At 72.5% G+C, this 17,697-nt stretch carries 20 protein-coding genes; 7 read left to right on the forward strand and 13 right to left on the reverse strand.

Annotation, left to right across the window (positions count from 1 at the left end; translation table 11 throughout):
• Nucleotides 1-215 precede the first annotated feature (215 nt).
• Nucleotides 216-923 carry an NIPSNAP family protein gene (locus QUY26_RS36395; protein ID WP_436840551.1) on the forward strand — a complete coding sequence of 236 codons (708 nt, stop codon included), beginning with the start codon at nucleotides 216-218 and terminating at the stop codon, nucleotides 921-923.
• A 141-nt stretch (nucleotides 924-1,064) separates the two neighbouring features.
• On the opposite strand, the gene QUY26_RS36400 is transcribed toward QUY26_RS36395, so the two are convergent.
• The 4 genes from QUY26_RS36400 to QUY26_RS36415 form a co-directional block, all read right to left on the reverse strand.
• On the reverse strand, nucleotides 1,065-1,613 hold the full coding sequence (locus tag QUY26_RS36400; RefSeq protein WP_289954336.1) for a DM13 domain-containing protein: 549 nt from the start codon (nucleotides 1,611-1,613) through the stop codon (nucleotides 1,065-1,067).
• Between the two features lie 138 nt (nucleotides 1,614-1,751).
• Complete coding sequence (locus QUY26_RS36405) at nucleotides 1,752-2,690, reverse strand: bile acid:sodium symporter family protein (protein WP_289954340.1); 939 nt, start codon at nucleotides 2,688-2,690, stop codon at nucleotides 1,752-1,754.
• A gap of 262 nt (nucleotides 2,691-2,952) precedes the next feature.
• The gene (locus QUY26_RS36410; protein WP_289954342.1) at nucleotides 2,953-3,456 is read right to left on the reverse strand and encodes a hypothetical protein; all 504 of its coding nucleotides are present in this window, start codon (nucleotides 3,454-3,456) and stop codon (nucleotides 2,953-2,955) included.
• Between the two features lie 241 nt (nucleotides 3,457-3,697).
• Nucleotides 3,698-4,639 carry a LysR family transcriptional regulator gene (locus tag QUY26_RS36415; RefSeq protein ID WP_289954344.1) on the reverse strand — a complete coding sequence of 314 codons (942 nt, stop codon included), beginning with the start codon at nucleotides 4,637-4,639 and terminating at the stop codon, nucleotides 3,698-3,700.
• Between the two features lie 135 nt (nucleotides 4,640-4,774).
• Between QUY26_RS36415 and QUY26_RS36420 the strand changes: the two genes are divergently transcribed.
• Genes QUY26_RS36420 through QUY26_RS36430 form a run of 3 tightly spaced genes read left to right on the forward strand, consistent with a single transcriptional unit; the run spans nucleotide 4,775 to nucleotide 7,490 of the window.
• Nucleotides 4,775-5,470: a type 1 glutamine amidotransferase domain-containing protein gene (locus tag QUY26_RS36420; protein ID WP_289954346.1), complete on the forward strand. Its 696-nt coding sequence runs from the start codon at nucleotides 4,775-4,777 to the stop codon at nucleotides 5,468-5,470.
• Nucleotides 5,471-5,473: 3 nt separating this feature from the next.
• A complete protein-coding gene (locus QUY26_RS36425) occupies nucleotides 5,474-6,136 on the forward strand; it encodes a TetR/AcrR family transcriptional regulator (protein ID WP_289954347.1) in 663 nt (220 codons plus the stop codon).
• Between the two features lie 7 nt (nucleotides 6,137-6,143).
• The gene (locus tag QUY26_RS36430) at nucleotides 6,144-7,490 is read left to right on the forward strand and encodes an aldehyde dehydrogenase family protein (RefSeq protein WP_289954350.1); all 1,347 of its coding nucleotides are present in this window, start codon (nucleotides 6,144-6,146) and stop codon (nucleotides 7,488-7,490) included.
• 28 nt (nucleotides 7,491-7,518) lie between these two features.
• On the opposite strand, the gene QUY26_RS36435 is transcribed toward QUY26_RS36430, so the two are convergent.
• A complete protein-coding gene (locus tag QUY26_RS36435) occupies nucleotides 7,519-7,995 on the reverse strand; it encodes a nuclear transport factor 2 family protein (RefSeq protein WP_289954352.1) in 477 nt (158 codons plus the stop codon).
• 192 nt (nucleotides 7,996-8,187) lie between these two features.
• On the opposite strand from QUY26_RS36435, the gene QUY26_RS36440 reads away from it, so the two are divergent.
• Nucleotides 8,188-8,787, forward strand: coding sequence for a PadR family transcriptional regulator (locus tag QUY26_RS36440; protein WP_289954353.1), 600 nt, complete (start codon nucleotides 8,188-8,190; stop codon nucleotides 8,785-8,787).
• A gap of 76 nt (nucleotides 8,788-8,863) precedes the next feature.
• Here the strand turns inward: QUY26_RS36440 and QUY26_RS36445 are convergent, their stop codons facing one another.
• The 6 genes from QUY26_RS36445 to QUY26_RS36470 all read right to left on the reverse strand — a co-directional run bounded on the left by QUY26_RS36445 (nucleotide 8,864) and on the right by QUY26_RS36470 (nucleotide 13,492).
• Nucleotides 8,864-9,235, reverse strand: a complete 372-nt coding sequence (locus QUY26_RS36445; protein ID WP_289954355.1) for a hypothetical protein — start codon at nucleotides 9,233-9,235, stop codon at nucleotides 8,864-8,866.
• Between the two features lie 90 nt (nucleotides 9,236-9,325).
• Complete coding sequence (locus QUY26_RS36450; protein ID WP_436840462.1) at nucleotides 9,326-10,345, reverse strand: fibronectin type III domain-containing protein; 1,020 nt, start codon at nucleotides 10,343-10,345, stop codon at nucleotides 9,326-9,328.
• 264 nt (nucleotides 10,346-10,609) lie between these two features.
• Nucleotides 10,610-11,020, reverse strand: coding sequence for a PTS fructose transporter subunit IIA (locus tag QUY26_RS36455; RefSeq protein ID WP_289954357.1), 411 nt, complete (start codon nucleotides 11,018-11,020; stop codon nucleotides 10,610-10,612).
• Nucleotides 11,021-11,110: 90 nt separating this feature from the next.
• Complete coding sequence (dhaL, locus tag QUY26_RS36460) at nucleotides 11,111-11,722, reverse strand: dihydroxyacetone kinase subunit DhaL (protein WP_289954361.1); 612 nt, start codon at nucleotides 11,720-11,722, stop codon at nucleotides 11,111-11,113.
• Nucleotides 11,723-11,884: 162 nt separating this feature from the next.
• Nucleotides 11,885-12,877: a dihydroxyacetone kinase subunit DhaK gene (dhaK, locus tag QUY26_RS36465; protein ID WP_289954362.1), complete on the reverse strand. Its 993-nt coding sequence runs from the start codon at nucleotides 12,875-12,877 to the stop codon at nucleotides 11,885-11,887.
• A gap of 252 nt (nucleotides 12,878-13,129) precedes the next feature.
• A complete protein-coding gene (locus QUY26_RS36470; protein WP_289954364.1) occupies nucleotides 13,130-13,492 on the reverse strand; it encodes an ANTAR domain-containing protein in 363 nt (120 codons plus the stop codon).
• Between QUY26_RS36470 and QUY26_RS41035 the strand changes: the two genes are divergently transcribed.
• Nucleotides 13,463-13,885: an SsgA family sporulation/cell division regulator gene (locus tag QUY26_RS41035; protein WP_354670736.1), complete on the forward strand. Its 423-nt coding sequence runs from the start codon at nucleotides 13,463-13,465 to the stop codon at nucleotides 13,883-13,885. The genes QUY26_RS36470 and QUY26_RS41035 overlap by 30 nt on opposite strands.
• Nucleotides 13,886-14,721: 836 nt before the next feature.
• Here the strand turns inward: QUY26_RS41035 and QUY26_RS36480 are convergent.
• Nucleotides 14,722-15,048, reverse strand: coding sequence for a plasmid stabilization protein (locus tag QUY26_RS36480; protein WP_289954367.1), 327 nt, complete (start codon nucleotides 15,046-15,048; stop codon nucleotides 14,722-14,724).
• An 84-nt stretch (nucleotides 15,049-15,132) separates the two neighbouring features.
• Complete coding sequence (locus QUY26_RS36485; RefSeq protein WP_289954369.1) at nucleotides 15,133-15,357, reverse strand: hypothetical protein; 225 nt, start codon at nucleotides 15,355-15,357, stop codon at nucleotides 15,133-15,135.
• 397 nt (nucleotides 15,358-15,754) lie between these two features.
• Between QUY26_RS36485 and QUY26_RS36490 the strand changes: the two genes are divergently transcribed.
• Entirely contained in the window at nucleotides 15,755-17,578 is a 1,824-nt protein-coding gene (locus QUY26_RS36490; protein ID WP_289954370.1) for a thiamine pyrophosphate-requiring protein, read from the forward strand.
• The last annotated feature ends 119 nt before the right edge of the window (nucleotides 17,579-17,697 follow it).

Here is a 17,697-nt window from a genome sequence, read left to right on the forward strand (position 1 = left end):
TGCGCGGAAACACTGACAGCCCCTGGCACGCGTCCTGCCTACGGTCGACGAAAGCGCGCCGAAGTCGAGGAACGCGCACCGAACAGGAGCCCGCCGTGCCGCCTCTGGACCCCGACCTCACCGATGTCACTGCCCTGACCGGGCCCACCGGACCCACTCGCCACGTCGACCCCCTTGATCTCGTCGATCTCGGGGTTTCCCCCGTGCGTCCCGCCGTGGTCGAGCTGCGCCAGTACACGCTGCGGCCCGGTCGATGTGACGAGCTCATCGAGCTGTTCGACCGGGAGTTCGTCGAGACCCAGGAGGCGACCGGGATGGTCGTGCTCGGCCAGTTCAGGGACCTCGACGACCCGGACCGCTTCGTCTGGCTGCGCGGGTTCCCCGACATGACGGCACGGCAGCACGCCCTCGCGGCGTTCTACGGCGGCCCGGTCTGGGCCGAGCACGGGCCCCGGGCCAACACCACCATGGCCGACTCCGACGACGTCCTGCTGCTGCGTCCGGCGTCGGCGGAGCACGGACTCGGCGTCTCTCCTGCCGAGCGACCGTGCGACGGCGCGCCCGCGCCGGACCGGCTCGTGTCCGCCACGGTGTGGTCCTTCCCGCCGGGACGGTCCGAGGGCGTCGCGCTGATCCAGGACGGACTGCTTCCCGTCCTTCGCGAGACGGGCCCGGCGCCGCTCGCCGTCCTCACCACCGAGACGGCACCCAACACCTTCACCCGGCTGCCGGTCCGCACCGGCGAGAACGTCACCGTCGTCCTCACCTCCTACCCGGACGAGGCCGCCCGGCGCCGACACGCCGCCGAGGTGCAGGCGCACCCCCTGGCCAGGGACGAGATCCTGCCCGGAATCGAGCGGGAGCGGACAGGCGCCCCGCGCGTGCTCAGGCTCGCGCCCACCGGCCGCTCACTCGTCCGCTGACGTCGGTCCTCAGCAGTTCCTCGGCGCCGCCGTCGAGGAGCCGGGCCATCTCGGCCGACCGGGGAACACGGTCTGCTCGTAGCCGTGGACCGCGGTCCGCGTCGGCGCCGGTCCGGACGCCTGCTGCTCCGGGGCGCGCGGTCAGGAACGGGTCAGCTCCGTGGCGCCGAAGGACACGTCGAAGCGGTCGCACCAGATGGTGACGCTGCGGTAGTCGTCCAGGTCGACGTCGGCGGGCAGCGGGTAGTTCTGGTCGCCCTTGTTGCCCTTGAGTTCGCCCAGGCTGACGTGCTTGCCGTCGTCGAAGACGTGCCAGCCGTCCTTGCCGGGCTTCACTTCCGCGTCGCTGAGCCAGACCCGCAGGGCGGGCCCGTTGCTCGTCCTGAGGTCCGTCAGGCGCAGGACGCGGGTGCCGTCCGCGAGGCGCAGGATCCGGACCGAGCCGCTGGTCCCGTGCTCGTGGCTGATCAGCTTGCCGGTGGCCAGCTCCTTCGGCCCGGCGTCCGCGCCGTCCCCGGCGGCTCCCGGGGAGGGCGCGGCCGCCGCGACGGGGAAGGGGTCCCGTACGGTCTCGTCCACCCACAGCTTCCACGGCTGGAACCAGTACAGGCCCACACCCGCGAGCACCACGCCCGTGAACAGCGCCGTGACGAACCATGGCTTGCCGAGTGTGCGCCGTACGCGTCCCATGTCGTACCTCCGTGAGGGATCGAGGAGTGGTGATTCTGTTCCTGTACGACGTCGGAGGCGGGCTCGGAACTCCCGGAATCAGATGACGAAAGTCTTACGCGGCGGCCTCGCGGGGCCGCCGGCGCGGTCCTGGACTGCCTAGGCGGGAAGCGCTCCCGTGGTGGCGGTGGCCGTCTCGTGCGGGGCGATGCGGCGCAGCAGGAAGCCCGCGGCCAGGGCCATGACGAACATCTCCACCGCGTACACCGCCGAGGGGATGGCCATGCGGGTGCTGTCGAGGAGGGAGGGGCTGAGGGCGATCGCCATCGACAGCGTCGTGTTGTGCATGCCGATCTCGAAGCAGGTGGCGACGGACTGCCGGTGGTCACCGCGGGCGAGGCGCGTCGCCCCGTACCCGATGGTGAGGGAGATCGCGGCGAAGAGGAAGGCGACGAGGCCGACGTCGGCGAGATAGCCGAGCACGTTCTCCCGCTCGGAGACCACCGCCGCGATGATGACCGCGACGAGCGCGCCCACCGCCGTCACCTTGACCGCCTGCGTGGAGCGCTCCGCGAAGTCCGGACGGCGCTGCCGGACCAGCATGCCCGCCGCGACCGGCACGAGGACGACGAGGAAGACCTGGAGGGTCTTCTCGAAGCGCAGCCCCAGCGCCTCGTCCGTGCCGGACATGAAATGGTCGAGGGAGAGGTTCACGACGAGCGGCAGCGTGAAGACGGCGATCACCGAATTGATGGCGGTGAGCGTGACGTTGAGGGCGACGTCACCGCCGAAGAGGTGGCTGAAGATGTTGGCCATGGTGCCGCCGGGGGAGGCCGCGAGCAGCATCATGCCGACGGCGAGCGCCGGGCTCAGGTCGAAGGCGAGGACCAGGCCGAGACAGGCGGCGGGCAGCAGGACCAACTGGCAGCACAGCGCGACGGCCACGGGCCGGGGATGCGCGGTGACCCGGCGGAAGTCGGCCACGGTCAGGCCGAGTCCGAGGCCGAACATGATGACGGCGAGGACGGCGGGCAGCAGGAACGTGGTCAGGGACGAGTCCACAGGGACAGGCTCCAGCAGCCTGATGGGAATGTCCATGACCATGCAGCGGACGCCCCTCGACCGGTTCCCGCGCGCGGCACGTCAGGGACGGTCCGCGCGGCCCGCCCCGGACGCGCGCGGGCCCGGGCCCGGAACCGGCGGGGAGCACCGGGACCGGGCACGGGCCGTTCGGCGGCCGGGGACGAACCCGGCCGGGGTGAGGGCCGAGGAGCTCCCGGCCGACGTGATGGCCGGGGGTGAACCCGGCCGCAGCGGTGGCCGAGAAGCACTCGGCCGGAGTGCCGGAGCGGGGACGGGCTCAGAAGTGACGGTGCACCGTGCGGCGCCGGAAGAACCAGACGCCGCCCGTCACCCCCGCGGCCACCAGGGCCCCGCCCGCGACCAGCGTGATCGTGCCGTAGTCCTCGACCGCGCCGCCGATGCCACCGCGCACACCGCGCGCGGGTGCCGTCGTCGACGAGGTCGTCGCGGACGTGCCGACCGTGACCGACTGCGAACCCGCCGCCGAACCGTCCTGACAGATCACCGCCACCGTATGGGTGCCGGGACTGACATCGGTCCACGAGGCGCTGCCGCCCGACAGCTGGGTCTGCCGCCCCGAGGCGAAGCTGGCGTTGCCGCCGCTCATCAGCGCGGCCTTGCCGCCGTTGGGACAGGCAGTCGTGGTGACCTGCACGGTCGTCCCGGTGACGGTCACGTTGATCCCCGGTCCCGCGACCGCCGAGGGGGCGGTCAGTGCCAGCGGGACTGCGATGGCGGCGACGGCCAGTCCGGAGCGGAGCGATATCTGAGTAGTACGCATGCGTCTGCCCTCCGGTGGCACGGTTGGCGGTACGTCCCGTGCGCCGCCTGAATTGGGAAGCGTCCGTGCTACCTGACGACGAGCCAACGCGCCGTCGGCCCGTCCCGCATGCGGGCTGCCCCCGGGCAGGTGACGGAGTCCATCGTCCGGCGCAGAGCTGACCGCCCTTCAGGGCCGTGCCCGGCGCGGCATCGCTGACCCGGCGTCACCCGGGCCGGGGCGACAGGCCGTGGTGCGCGGGTCACCACGAAGGGCCCGCCCGCAGCATCCGGTCCCGGACGAGCAGCACATGCGGATTGGCCGAGGCGCCGGGCCGCTGCGCGAGATAGCCCGTGTTGATCGGCGGGTCATCGGGAAGCAGCAGCGGCACCAGGGCGCCCGAGTCCAGCGCGTCCAGGCACAGATAGCGCGGCAGGACGGTGATGCCCGCCCCGGCCGCCACCGCCGAGAGCACCCCGCGCAGGTCCGGCACGGTGATCGCGGGCTGCTCGGTCAGGCGCTCGCCGAAGACGTGCCACCAGTACCTGCGGGCGATGGGCAGGTCGTCGGCGTACGCGACGATCGGCACCCCGCGCAGTGCGGCGGCGCCCTCGGCGGCGACCCGGCGCGGGCCGATGCGCTCCGCCCACTCCGGCGAGGCGACGAGCACGAACTCCTCGTCCGCGAGCGGCACCGCGCTGAACGTCCGTCCGCGCAGCCGCAGCGTGGAGATCACCAGGTCGAAGCGGCCGCCGCGGAGCCCGTCGAGGAGCTCGTCGGTGAGGCCCGTGGTGACCCGCAGCCGCACCCCTTGGCCGGTGAGCGGCGCGAGCGCGGGCAGGACGCGGGCGCACAGCAGCTCGGCCGGTCCCGCGAGGTGCACCGGGTCCGGGCGCTTCTCGGCCGCGAGGGGGCCTCGTTCGGCCACGGCGGCGAGCGCGTCGATCGGGGCCGCCACCTGGGTGGCCAGCTCGTCGGCGACGGACGTCGGGACGGCACCGCGCGGCCGTCGCTCGAACAGCTCCCGGCCCAGCTGCTGCTCCAGGGAGCGGATCTGCGTCGTCACCGTCGGCTGCGACAGGCCGAGCACCCGTGCGGCGGCCGTGAAGGAGCCGGAGCGGTGCACGGCGAGGAAGGTGCGCAGCAGGGACAGGTCCAGCGGCGCCCGCGCCGAGCTCGCGCCATTGGAATCTCTATGGGGCATACCGGAGATCCTATTGGAACTCTATGGATCGGCGGCCTACCGTCGAAGGACCGGCGACCTGACGTTCTGCGTACGGAATGTCAGTGCGTCACACGGGACAAGGCACGAGACGAGACACGAGACGAGGAGAGGCCCATGGCGAAGATCCTGATGGTGGTCACCGGCTCCGACGTATGGACGCTGGCCGACGGCACCGCGCATCCGAGCGGCTACTGGGCCGAGGAGGTCGCGGCCCCGTACCGGGCCTTCACCGAGGCCGGGTACGACGTCGTGGTCGCGACGCCCGGCGGCGTCGAGCCGACGATGGACCCGGCGAGCCTCGCGCCCGAGCTGAACGACGGCCAGGAGAACGCCGACGCCATCGCCGCGCTCCTCGCGGGCGTCGCCGAACTCAAGCAGCCCGTGGCCCTGGAGGACGTGCGGCTCGACGACTACGCCGGGGTGTTCTACCCGGGCGGCCACGGCCCGATGGAGGACCTCGCGGTGAACGCCGCGTCCGGGGCCCTCCTGATCGCGGCTCTCGTGTCCGGCAAGCCCCTCGGCATCGTCTGCCACGGCCCCGCCGCGCTCCTCGCCACCGCCGACGCCGAGGGCGGCTCGCCCTTCGCGGGCCGCCGCGTGACCGCGTTCAGCAACGCTGAGGAGGCCCAGGCCGGGTTCGCCGACCGCGCGCCGTGGCTGCTCCAGGACCGGCTCGTCGCCCTCGGCGTCGACTTCCAGGAGGGCGAGCCGTGGGCGCCGCACACCGTCGCCGACGGCAATCTGTACACCGGCCAGAACCCGGCGTCGGCCGCCCCGCTCGCCGCCCGGATCGTCACGGCGCTGGGCTGAGCCATGGCCAGTGACCGGCTCACCGACGTCCTCGACGCGACGTACACGTGCCTGAGCAGGTACGGCGTGCGGCGCACCACGATGGACGACATCGCGGGCGAGATGGGTGTGTCCCGGTCCGCGGTCTACCAGTACGTACGCGGCAAGGACGACGCGGTGCGGCAGCTCGCCCGGCGCCTGCACGACCGGGCGCTCGACCGGGCCGCGGCGGCCGCCACCGCCGACGTGCCGCCCGCCGAGCGGATCCACGGGATCCTGGCCGCCAAGCTCGACCTGGTCCTCGACCTCGCGGGCGGCGCGGGGCACGCCGCGGAGCTGCTCGACGCCAAGGCGCGCCTCTCCGGCGACATCTGCGACGCGTTCACCGCCCGGATCCGGGACCTGCTCACCGAGCAGTTCACCGGGACGGGCGTGGCGACCGCGCCGAGCGGACTTGCCGGGGACAGCGAGCCCGGCGCGGACGCCGAGCCCGCCCCGGCCACGGCCACCTCCGTGACCACCCCCGTCCAGACCCCCGGCACCCCCCTCACTCCCGCCCAGGCCGCCGACATCTGCCTCGCCCTCGTCATCGGCCTGGAGTCCCTGCCCGTAGCGGCACATCTGCTGCGCCCCGCCACCGACGCCCTGCTCACCGGGCTCCTGCCCGCACCCGAGTCACACATCTGAGGACCCCATGAACGACAGCGCCACCTCCGCGAACCCCTCCGGCCTTGAGGACCCCGCCGCCCTCGTGGCCCGCCTCCGCGCCACCTTCCGCACCGGCCGCACCCGCCCCCTCGACTGGCGCGTGCGTCAGCTCACCCGGCTGCGCGCGATGCTCACCGAGCACCGCGAGGACATCGCGGACGCCCTGCACGCGGACCTCGGCAAGCCCCGCGCGGAGGCCTACCGCTCCGAGATCGACTTCAGCGTCCGGGAGATCGACCACACTCTCGACCACCTTCAGGAGTGGCTGAGTCCGCGGTCCGTCGACGTCAGCGGCGTCTTCGGGGAGCGGGCGAGCGCGGGCACGCAGGTCGACCCGCTCGGTGTCGTCCTCGTCATCGCGCCGTGGAACTACCCCGCGCAGCTCCTTCTCGTCCCCGTCGCCGGAGCGCTCGCCGCGGGCAACGCCGTCGTCGTCAAGCCCAGCGAGATGGCGCCCGCCACCTCCGCGGTCGTCGCCCGGCTCCTGCCGAGGTACCTGGACACCGACGCCGTGGCCGTCGTCGAGGGCGGCGTGCCCGAGACCACGGCGCTGCTCGCCCAGCGCTTCGACCACATCTTCTACACCGGCAACGGCACCGTCGGCCGCATCGTGATGCGCGCCGCCGCCGAGCACCTGACCCCCGTCACCCTCGAACTCGGCGGCAAGTCACCGGCGTTCGTCGACACCGGTGTGGACGTGCCGGAGGTCGCCCGGCGCCTCGCGCAGGCCAAGTTCGCCAACGCCGGACAGACGTGCGTCGCCCCCGACTACGTCCTCACCGACCCGGCTACCGCCCGCGCCCTGGAGGCCGCGCTCACGGAGGCGATCGCGCAGCGGTTCGGCGCGGACCCGGCGGCGTCGGACGCGTACGGCCGGATCGTCAACGAGCGGCACTTCGACCGGCTCTCGGGGCTGCTGGGCTCGGGCCGCCTGGTGACCGGCGGGCAGACCGACCGGGCCACGAAGTACATCGCGCCGACCGTGCTCGGCGGGGTGAGGCCCGACGAGCCCGTCATGCGCGAGGAGATCTTCGGCCCCGTCCTGCCGATCGTCGAGGTCGAAGGCCTGGACGAGGCCATCGAGTTCATCAACGACCGGGACAAGCCGCTCGCCCTGTACGCGTTCACCGAGGCGGACGTCACCCGGGAGCGGCTCGCCGCCGAGACCTCCTCGGGCGGGCTCGGTTTCGGTCTGCCGATGGCTCATCTCTCCGTCCCCGAGCTGCCGTTCGGCGGCGTGGGCGAGAGCGGGCTCGGCGCCTACCACGGCCCGCACTCCATCGAGACGTTCAGCCACCGCAAGGCGCGCTTGGACGTGCCGCTGTCCGCCTGATCCGCCGCCGTCCCCGGCCGGCCTGGTGTCACCCTTCCTCGGCGAGGGGCGGCACCAGGCCGTCGGCGACCAGGCCCGCGTACACGGCCTGCCCGAGCGCCTGGACGGCCGACTGCGGGCGCACCATCACCGTGAACTCCTTGATCCGGCCGGCCTCGTCGAAGTGCAGCAGGTCGATGCCGTGGATCTCCTTGCCGGACACGGTCGTGCGGAACAGCAGGACGGCCGACGGAGCCTCGCTCCCGTCGGAGCTGGTCTGCGCCGCGCCCTCGTAGGACCCGACGTACCGGAAGTCCTCGAAGAGCCGCAGCAGCACCCCGAAGAGCCCGACCACCATCTCGCGGCCCTCGAAGGGCTGGAACTTCACCGGGCTGTAGAAGCGGATGTCCGGCGTGAACAGGTCGTCGAGCGCGGCGAGTTCACGCTTCTCGACGGCGTCGCGGAAGCGGGCGACGGCGTCGCGGGCCGGGGCGGGGGCGCTGTCGGCGGACGGTGCGGTGGCCATGTGAACCTCCATAGTCAAGAATCTGAGTAGTCAGATCGATGACTATCATGGCGACGCGGCGCCCGGAAGGGAAGACTGCGCGAGGCGGCCCGGAAGAAAATCCCCGGGCGGCCCGAGGGAGAGGGCGAAAGCCCGGGGAAGACCCGGGGAAGGCCTGGGGAAGACCCGGGGAAGAAGAGGGAGAGGTCGGACATGGCTCTGCGGCACGCGGTGCTCGCGGCACTGCTCGACGGCGAGTTCAGCGGCTATCAGCTGGCCAAGGGCTTCGACATCGGCGTCGCCAACTTCTGGCACGCGCTCCCGCAGCAGCTGTACGCCGAGCTGTCACGCCTGGAGGGCGACGGACTGGTCTCCGGGCGCGAGGTGGTGCAGGAGGGGCGGCCCAACAAGCGGATGTTCCGGGTCACGGACGCGGGCGTCGCCGAGCTGGAGCGCTTCGCCGCCGCGGCCGCGAAGCCGTCGTTCATCCGGGACGACCTGCTGGTCAAGGTGCAGGCGGTCGACGGCGTCGACCCGGCGCCGGTGATCGCCCAGCTCCAGGAGCGGGCGGCGGTCGCCGAGGCCAAGGCGGAGGTCCTCGGGAAGCTCCTGGTGCGGCTGCGCGGGGAACTGGACGAGGAGGAGTTCCTGCATGGGGGGCAGCGGATCGGCCCGTATCTGACCTGCCAGCGCGGGCTCGCCTTCGAGCGCGAGACACGTGCGTGGTGCCTGCGGACGGCGGAGCTGCTGCTGCGGCGCCGGGGCACGGGGAGGGCCGGGGCGGGGTCCGTGGGCCGCCGTCCGGCCGGGTGACCCGGGCCCGGCCGCAGGGCCCCCGCACCCGATCGGCGTCCGGTGCGGGGGTGGCTCTCGCGGTCGGCCGCCCGGGTCAGTTCAGACGGGCCTTCGGCGGCGTCCCGTAGAAGGTGATGGGCGGCCAGCCGCGCTTGGCGGCGAGGTCGTTGAGGGCCTCCGCGACGTCCATGGGCGTGACCACCTGCTGCCCGGAGGGCTCCTCGACCCGGACGCTGAAGGTCATGGACAGCTCCGCGTAGCCCGTGCTGTGCTGCACGCGCCCGCTGAACTCCGTCCCCGGGGCGAATGTCACCTCCGACCCACTGCCCTCGGCTGCCTGAGCGGGCCGTGCGTCCGCGGCGCCGCCGTTGTCGTCCGCCTGTGCCGTACCCGCGGACGCGAGCACCGCGCCCGCCGCTGCCGAACCCGAGTAGCCCAGCAAGGACCGCCTGGAGACTCCGGACATGTTCCCCTCCTGATGTCGCACGGGCCTCCCCCTGGGGGCCCGCGGTGATCATAAAGGCCGAAAGATCCCCATGGAGCGGAACGAGATCACCTACTTCGGGCCGCTCCGCGCGGTGGTGACGGTCCGTTCGGGGGAGTAGCGGCCCCAGGTGCCGTCGGGCAGCTTGGCCCGGAGCTTCACGCGGTGCGTCTCACCGGCCGTCCGGCCGACGTAGAAGCTGTGCTTCGCCCTGCCCTGGGGTGCCGTCCCGCCGAACACCAAGGAGGTCGCGCTCTTCCCGTCCAGATGGATCTGATACTCCGTCACGGCCCCGCCGGTGTGCGGGGGTTTCCAGGTCAGGTCGATGTAGTACGCCCCGTCGCCGGACTTGTGGGTCCGCGCCCTGAAGTCCGCGGGGGCGGTGGCCCGCCCGCTGCCCTTGCCCGCGGCCGTCCTGACGCGTACGGCGGGGCTCGCGGCCGAGAAGTTGTCGGCGGCGTCGCGCGCCTTCACCGTGAACGTGTACGTCGTGCCCGGCCGCAGGCCCGTGATCAGTGTGTCGGTGGTGCCCCCGCCCACACTGTGGATCTTCGAGTCGCCCTGGTAGATCTCGTACGACGCCACGCTGCGGTTGTCCTTCGAGGCGCCCCACGCGAGCGTCGCCGCGTGCCCGCCCTGGGCCTCGCCGCGCAGCGTGCGCGGGCGGGACGGGGCCTTCCGGTCGGCGGTGGTCGCGGCGGGCGTGGTGACCCGCAGCTTCTTGCTGTCGGGGCTGACGTTGCCGTCGTCGTCGCGGGCCCGCACGGAGAAGGTGTAGGTGGCCGCAGGTTCGAGGCCGGTGATGTCCACCATGTGCTGGTCGGCGGGGACGTCCTTGACCTTGGCGGCGCCCCGGTAGACCTCGTAGCCGGCGATGTCGGAGCCGTCGGTGGTGCTGTTCCACATCACGTGCACGGACGTGGCGCTGCCCGCCTGCACGGTGAGGCCGCGGGGCGCGGACGGGGGTCGCGTGCTCTTGCCGTCGCCGCCGCCCCAGGCGCACGAACTCGCCCCGAGGGCGACCGCGGTGACGGTGAGGCAGGCGGACATCAGGGAGAGTCGGTGGCGGGGCGGGTGGGGGGTCCGTCGCACGGTCGTGCCTTCCACTCGACGCGATTGGTCCGGACCAATTTGACAGGGGTGACGGGGGCACATCAAGAGGTCGGGCGGCGCGGGGGCGCGGGGGAGGGCAGTTCACGGGGGGCGGTGGGGCGCGCGGGGCGGCCGGCCGGAGGGCCCCGGACCCTGCCGCCCCTGAGGCACCTCACGCCTTCCGGCACGTGTACGTCACACCTTCCGGTACGTGTACGTCACACCTCCCGGTACGTGTACGTCACACCTCCCGGTACGCGTACGTCACACCTTCCGGTACGTGTACGCCTCCCGCGCCGCCGCCTCCACCGCCGCGATGTCCGCGCCCGCCGACGCCGTCACGACCGCCGCCACCGCGCCCTCGACGAAGGGCGCGTCGACGAGGCGGGCGCCGTCCGGGAGTTCGTCGCCCTCGGCGAGCAGGGCCTTGACCGTGAGGACGGCGCTGCCGAGGTCGACCAGGATCGCGACGCCCACGCCCCGGTCGACCCGGTGCGCGGCGGCGGCGATCAGTTCGGAGCTGGTGCCGAGGCCGCCGCCCTCCGTGCCGCCCGCGGCGGCCACCGGCGCGGTGCCGCCCCCGGCGAGGCCCGTCGCGAGCGTCGCCACGGACTCGGCGACGGGCCCGCTGTGGGAGACGAGCACGACCCCGACGAGCTTGCTGTCGTCACTCATCGCTGCTGCTCCTCGCCGCCCTTGCCTCGGCGGCCCGCACCGCTCATGCCGCCCTCGCCCTCGCCCACGTCGCCCCCGCCGCCCCTGGGGTCACGCATGCCCCGCCCCTTCCGCCGTCTCGGCGAGCGCCTCGAACAGCAGGGCCGACGACGTGGCCCCCGGATCCTGGTGTCCGATGCTGCGTTCGCCGAGGTAGCTCGCCCTGCCCTTGCGGGCCTGGAGCGGCGTGGTCGCGAGGGCACCCTCGTGGGCGGCGGCGCGGGCCGCGGCGAAGGACGTGGGGAGCGCGTCGACCGCGGGGACCAGGGCGTCCAGCATCGTCTTGTCGCCCGGTGCCGCGCCCCCGAGCGCTGCCACCGCGTCCACGCCGACACGCAGGGCGTCGGCGAACTCGGCCTCGCCGACCTCGGCGGCGTCGCCGAGCGCCTTGCCCGTGCGGCGCAGCAGCGTGCCGTACAGCGGCCCGGACGCGCCGCCCACGGTGGAGATCAACTGCCGCCCCGCCAGGATCAGGACGGCGCCGGGGGTGTCCGGGGCGTCCTTCTCCAGAGCGGCGGCGACGGCCGTGAAGCCGCGCTGGAGGTTGCTGCCGTGGTCGGCGTCGCCGATGGGCGAGTCCAACTCGGTGAGCCGCTCCGCCTCACGGTCGACCGCCGTGGCGGCGTTGGTCAGCCAGCGGCGGAGGAAATCGGCGTCGAGCACGGGAACTCCTTGCGTCGTCGATGCTTCGGTGCGCCGGGCCGTGGGGCCCGGAGTCGGTGGCGCGGGGCCCGACCGGCGGTAGGGGGGGCCGGGGCCCGACCGGCGGTGCGGGGGGCCGGGGCGCGGCCCGCGAAGGGCGGGGCGGGGCCCGACACCGTTCGGTCACATGCCCCAGCGCAGCCCCGCGGTGCACACGGGCGCGTCCCACAGCCGCAGCAGTTCCTCGTCGGCCTGGCAGAGCGTCACCGAGGCGCCCGCCATGTCGAGGGACGTCACGTAGTTGCCGACGAGGGTGCGGACCACGGGCACCCCGCGCTCGCGCAGGACGCGCTGGACCTCCGCGTTGAAGCCGTACAGCTCCAGGAGCGGCGTGGCGCCCATGCCGTTGACGAGGACGAGGACCGGGTCGGTCGGGGTGAGGTCGTCCAGGACGGCGTCCACGGCGAAGTCGGCGATCTCGCGGGACGTCATCATGGCGCGCCGCTCACGGCCCGGCTCGCCGTGGATGCCGACGCCCAGCTCCAGCTCGCCGGGGGGCAGGTCGAAGGTGGGGGAGCCCTTCGCGGGGGTCGAGCAGGCGCTGAGGGCGACGCCGAAGCTGCGGGAGTTCTCGTTGACGCGCCGGGCGACGGCCTCGACGCGCTCCAGAGGCATGCCCTCCTCGGCGGCGGCGCCTGCCAGCTTCTCCACGAACAGGGTCGCGCCGGTGCCGCGCCGCCCCGCGGTGTACAGGCTGTCGGTCACCGCGACGTCGTCGTTGACGAGGACCTTGGCGACCTGGATGCCCTCGTCCTCGGCCAACTCGGCGGCCATGTCGAAGTTCAGCACGTCACCGGTGTAGTTCTTCACGACGAACAGCACGCCCGCGCCGCTGTCCACCGCCGCCGCGGCCCGGACCATCTGGTCGGGCACGGGCGATGTGAACACCTCACCGGGACACGCGGCCGACAGCATCCCCGGCCCCACGAACCCGCCGTGCAGCGGCTCGTGCCCCGACCCGCCGCCCGACACCAGCGCGACCTTCCCGGCGACGGGCGCGTCCGCCCGCGTGATCACCCGGTTCTCCACGTCGACGGTCAGCTCCGGATGCGCCGCCGCCATCCCCCTGAGCGCGTCCGCGACCACGGTCTCCGCCACGTTGATGAGCATCCTCATGGGTACCTCCGATAGGGCTGAGCGGGCATGCTCTTGACCTGAGTTCGTCGAGGTCAGAGCGCATACGGCGAGTTGTGGATCGTGGCGGTCCGAGGGGGTCCCGGCAGTACTGACGCTGACTTCGGTGACGGCATGTCGGACGTTCCGTTGGCGACCGATGGCGAGACGGATGCGACTGAGTTTGACGGCAGTATCGGTCGTGCGGCAGCGAAGGTCACGGGTCGAAGACACATCTGCGAGCTGCGTCCGTGATCACTCGCCGACCTGCGACCTGTCCTTTGTCGCCCGCTCCCTCTTGCGCATGTCGAGCTGGCGCTCCAACTCGGCGCGCAGCGCGTCGTCAAGGCTCCCGGTCCGCCCCCACTCGACGATGCGCTCGGCAACGGTACGGAGTTTGACGTTGGTCTGCATGGAGACCTCTCTCAGGACGTCCCATGCTTCGGCCGGCGACAGCTGACCGAGTGCCAGCACGACGCCGATGGCCTGGTCGACCGTCTCGTGCGAGGCCACCGCGTGTTTGAGGTGCTGGACCTCGTCGCGCAGTTCCACGACCTGCTCGGCCGTGGCCTCGTCCTTGTTGGAGCCATGTCCAAGGTGGCCGGCATCGGTAGGCAAGGAGGGCCTCCACAGGGTCTGGGGGAAGCGACCTGTATCAACAGAATCCTTGATCAACGAACCCAGTGCAACACTCTTCCGCTCCATCGAGGAGAGTCCTTCGCGGCAGAGGGCGCCGAGGCTCGCTGGGTGCTGTACCGGGAAATGCTGCTGCTCGGACCTCGTCGTCACGACGGCCTGGGTGAGGTCGCCGTGTGGCCCGTCGGACCGCTGAGCGGCCCGGCTCTTCTCCCCGTACGTCTCCGGTCCGCGGAAGACGGTGCGGTCGTGGAGACGGAACTGGGCGTGATCGCCGAGTGGTTGGGCCTCACACAGCGCCTTGTTCCTCTTGGCTGTGAGACGTCCGGTATCCGCTGGGACGACTTCCTCCTTCCGCTCCTGGACGGATCCTGAGCACCTTTCCCGAGGACACGCCCGGATCATCGACACGCAGGCGTCCGGGTGGGGGTGCTGAAGTGGGCGTACGTGGAAGAGCGCGCTCTCGGCAGTCGCCCGCGCAGGGCCTGGAAGCGGCTTTGGCGCGGTGCCTTCGGTGTCGCATCGAACCGCTGTGCGCGCCCCCGCTCAGGGCACCCGTAGCCGGCGAAAGACGTGTCACAGACGTGGACAAGGAGACCACCGTGCCCGTAGCCACATACTGTCTCGTCGCTGTGGACTGCCCTGACACCCTCCCCCCCGGCTCCGCACGACATGAGAACGGCATGCTGGCGCGCCGGAGCTCTCCGCACCGGTGCGGAGTTCCTGTGCTGGTGGGTGGTTCTTGTCGCGCTGTGGTCCGCTCTGATCAGTGGCGTCGATGCGATGGAGCCGGCAGTCGGGGTCGGCTGCGGACTGGCCGGGGCGTCGGCAGCCACAGCGGCTCGGCGTGCGGCGGCCTCGGAGTGAACGCCTGACTCTGGTGCGGGGCCGCGCTCCTGGGAGCCGGGGTGCCCGCCGTGGTCTGGGGGGCGTCCGGCCCGCTGGCCCGCAGGGTGCTGGGCCAGAACGCGGCCGGACCCCTCGCCGTCACCCACGTGCGCCTCCGGGGACGAGGGGCCCGAGACGCGCGCACTCCTGGGGCGGCGGGTTCCTCTGCCGATGGTGGCCGTGCCGCGGCGAGCAGATCGGCGACGACCGGCACGACCTTCCGGGCAGACGGCAGGAGCAGGTCGACGTCCCGGTGGTCGTACGTGTTGACCATGTCGATCACGATCACGGCGGACGACCCGTCGGTGCGCGGCATGCTGCGCTCAGCGGCCGACGGCCTTGGCCAGTTCCGCCTTGTTCATCGACGAACGGCCCTTGACGCCCTTGCGTTGCGCCTCGGCGTAGAGCTGGTCCTTGGTGGGCCCCTGGGCTCCCTGGTGCGAGCGTTCACCGCCGCGCTGTGACGCCGACTTGGGGTCTTTGGTGGAGGTGCGGCTGGCCGTGCGGGATTCACCGGAGCGGGCCCGTTCCTTGTTCACCGTGCGCGCGGCGATCTCCTTGGCCCTCTTGGTGGATGCGCCCCGCTGCTGCGCGCTTTCCTTGATGTGCTCGTACTGACGTTCCCTCTTGCGGTTCGATCCTGCGGGCATGACACGTCCTTCCGCCGAGTGAAGCTCTTCCCCAAGGGGCTCACAGTGTGGGGCTCCGCGCTACCCGACTGTCTGAGGCGGCGGTCATGGTCCGCGCCGTTCCCCGCGTGCGCGCTGTGGTTCCACGGTGCACTTCGGGTCCTGGGCCGGACGCAGGAGAGTGCCCGCCCTGCCCTGCTGGTAGGTCGCGGCGACCGCACCGAGGCGGCGCTCGTCCGCCTTCGTCACCACGGTGTCCGCGAGCGCGGCGAGGCCGGCGGCGCAGCGGGCCGGCGTGTTCTCCCGGACCGGACCGACGACCAGGGTCATGCCCGCGCGGCGGCCGTCGCGGACGCCGTGAGGAGATGGGCATCGCGGTGGGCGCCGTGCCCTTGCGCGTGCCACGCGACCGCGGACGCGCACTGGGTACCTGGGTGGGCGCGCGCCAGACGCGCGCGGGGCCCTGAAGACGGCCGGCCCGTCCGGTGCCCGCCGTGCATGGGGCTCGGTGTGCGGGGTACCGGGCGCAGGACGCGCTACGCGGGCGGGTCCCCCTACCGGCACAAGCTCGCCGCCCGGCCCCTCGCCCCGACCACCGCGAGGCGCCCGGTCACCGCGGGTGCGGCCGCCGCCGTCGGCACTGCGGCCCTCGCCGTCCATGCCCGGCGGCCATCGAGGAACGAGAGCGCACCGCGCCCCGATCCCGCTGAACAGAAAGGTGATTCCTGTGTCAACAAAGGTCTCCGACTACCTGCTGCAACGCCTGCGGGAGTGGAACGTGGAACATGTCTTCGCCTACCCCGGCGACGGCATCAACGGACTGCTCGCCGCCTGGGGCCGCGCAACGAACACACCGCGGTTCATTCAGGCCCGGCACGAGGAGATGGCCGCGTTCCAAGCCGTCGGCTACGCCAAGTTCTCCGGCAGGGTGGGCGTCTGCGCGGCGACCTCCGGGCCCGGCGCCATCCATCTGCTCAACGGGCTGTACGACGCCAAGCTCGATCACGTACCGGTGGTCGCGATCGTCGGACAGACCGACCGCAGCGCGCTGGGCGGCTCCTACCAGCAGGAGGTCGACCTGCTCAGCCTCTACAAGGACGTCGCGGGCGACTACTGCGAGATGGTCACCGTCCCCGAACAGCTCCCCAACGTCCTGGACCGGGCGATGCGCACCGCCTACGCCCGTCGCACCGTCACCGCGGTCATCGTCCCCGCCGATGTGCAGGAACTGGATTACTCCCCGCCCGCGCATGCCTTCAAGATGGTCCCCTCCAGCCTGGGCATGGCCGCGTACGCGCCCGTCCCGGCGGACCACGCGATCACCAAGGCCGCCGAGGTCCTCAACGCCGGCGAGAAGGTGGCGATCCTCATCGGGCAGGGCGCGCGCGGCGCTCGGGCCGAGGTCGAGCAGACCGCCGACGTGCTGGCTGCCGGGGTCGCCAAGGCGTTGCTGGGCAAGGACGCGCTCCCCGACGACCTGCCGTATGTGACCGGCGCGATCGGCCTGTTGGGGACCCGGCCCAGTTACGAGATGATGCGGGACTGCGACACGCTCCTGGTCATCGGGTCGAGTTTTCCCTACACCCAGTTCATGCCCGACCTGGACCAGGCCCGCGCGGTCCAGATCGACATCGATCCGCACCTGGTCGGGATGCGCTACCCCTTCGAGGTCAACCTGGTCGGTGACGCGCACGAGACCCTCAAGCGGCTGCTGCCCCGGCTCACGCCGAAGAAGCACGGAAAATGGCGGCGGAAGATCGAGAAGGACACCGCACGCTGGTGGGAGGTCATGCAGCGGCGCGCCGCTGTCGACGCCGACCCCGTCAACCCCGAGTACGTCGTGCACGCGCTGGACTCCCTGCTGCCCGATGACGTGATCCTGACCGCCGACTCGGGCTCCGCCGCCAACTGGTACGCCCGCCACCTGCGGGTGCGCGGCGCGATGCGCGGCTCGCTGTCCGGCACTCTGGCCACCATGGGACCCGGCGTCCCGTACGCCATCGGCGCCAAGTTCGCCCACCCGCAGCGCCCGGCCATCGCCCTCGTCGGCGACGGCGCGATGCAGATGAACGGCATGAGCGAACTGATCACCGCTGCCAAGTACTGGGAGCAGTGGGAGAACCCGCAGCTGGTCGTGGCCGTGCTGAACAACCGGGATCTGAACCAGGTGTCCTGGGAGATGCGGGCCCTGTCGGGCGCCCCGCAGTTCCTGCCGTCCCAGGAGATCCCGGATGTCCCCTACGCCGACTTCGCCCAGTCCATCGGGCTGGGCGGCCTCCGCGTGGAGAAGCCCGGTGATGTGGCGGACGCCTGGCACCAGGCGCTGTCCGCGCGTCGGCCCTTCGTGCTCGACTTCCGCACCGACCCCGCCGTGCCGCCCATTCCGCCGCATGCCTCCCTCGATGAGATCGAGGCCGCGGTCACCTCCATCCTCAAGGGGGACAGCGACCGCGCGGGCATGGTCCGGCAGGGCTTCAAGGCCAAGGTGCAGGAGATGCTGCCGGGCGGTCGGCACCGGCCCGAGCGGCCGGGCGCGGACGAGGGCCAGTGAACCGCCCGTCACGGGCACAAGGGAAGCGCGACGGTGCCGGCTGACGGACCAACCGGCACCCCGTCCGGCACCGGACGCGCTGTCCGGCCCTCCGGCCGGCGAGGAGCGGCCGGTCACGG

Source organism: Streptomyces flavofungini, from assembly GCF_030388665.1.
GTDB classification, from domain to species: Bacteria; Actinomycetota; Actinomycetes; order Streptomycetales; family Streptomycetaceae; genus Streptomyces; species Streptomyces flavofungini_A.

Coding starts and splice junctions, on each gene's coding strand:
- QUY26_RS36400 (WP_289954336.1), bottom strand. CDS start 1,613: ATGGGACGCGTACGGCGCACACTCGGCAAGCCATGGTTCGTCACGGCG.
- QUY26_RS36405 (WP_289954340.1), bottom strand. CDS start 2,690: ATGGACATTCCCATCAGGCTGCTGGAGCCTGTCCCTGTGGACTCGTCC.
- QUY26_RS36410 (WP_289954342.1), bottom strand. CDS start 3,456: ATGCGTACTACTCAGATATCGCTCCGCTCCGGACTGGCCGTCGCCGCC.
- QUY26_RS36415 (WP_289954344.1), bottom strand. CDS start 4,639: ATGCCCCATAGAGATTCCAATGGCGCGAGCTCGGCGCGGGCGCCGCTG.
- QUY26_RS36420 (WP_289954346.1), top strand. CDS start 4,775: ATGGCGAAGATCCTGATGGTGGTCACCGGCTCCGACGTATGGACGCTG.
- QUY26_RS36425 (WP_289954347.1), top strand. CDS start 5,474: ATGGCCAGTGACCGGCTCACCGACGTCCTCGACGCGACGTACACGTGC.
- QUY26_RS36430 (WP_289954350.1), top strand. CDS start 6,144: ATGAACGACAGCGCCACCTCCGCGAACCCCTCCGGCCTTGAGGACCCC.
- QUY26_RS36435 (WP_289954352.1), bottom strand. CDS start 7,995: ATGGCCACCGCACCGTCCGCCGACAGCGCCCCCGCCCCGGCCCGCGAC.
- QUY26_RS36440 (WP_289954353.1), top strand. CDS start 8,188: ATGGCTCTGCGGCACGCGGTGCTCGCGGCACTGCTCGACGGCGAGTTC.
- QUY26_RS36445 (WP_289954355.1), bottom strand. CDS start 9,235: ATGTCCGGAGTCTCCAGGCGGTCCTTGCTGGGCTACTCGGGTTCGGCA.
- QUY26_RS36455 (WP_289954357.1), bottom strand. CDS start 11,020: ATGAGTGACGACAGCAAGCTCGTCGGGGTCGTGCTCGTCTCCCACAGC.
- dhaK (WP_289954362.1), bottom strand. CDS start 12,877: ATGAGGATGCTCATCAACGTGGCGGAGACCGTGGTCGCGGACGCGCTC.
- QUY26_RS41035 (WP_354670736.1), top strand. CDS start 13,463: ATGTCCAAGGTGGCCGGCATCGGTAGGCAAGGAGGGCCTCCACAGGGT.
- QUY26_RS36480 (WP_289954367.1), bottom strand. CDS start 15,048: ATGCCCGCAGGATCGAACCGCAAGAGGGAACGTCAGTACGAGCACATC.
- QUY26_RS36485 (WP_289954369.1), bottom strand. CDS start 15,357: ATGACCCTGGTCGTCGGTCCGGTCCGGGAGAACACGCCGGCCCGCTGC.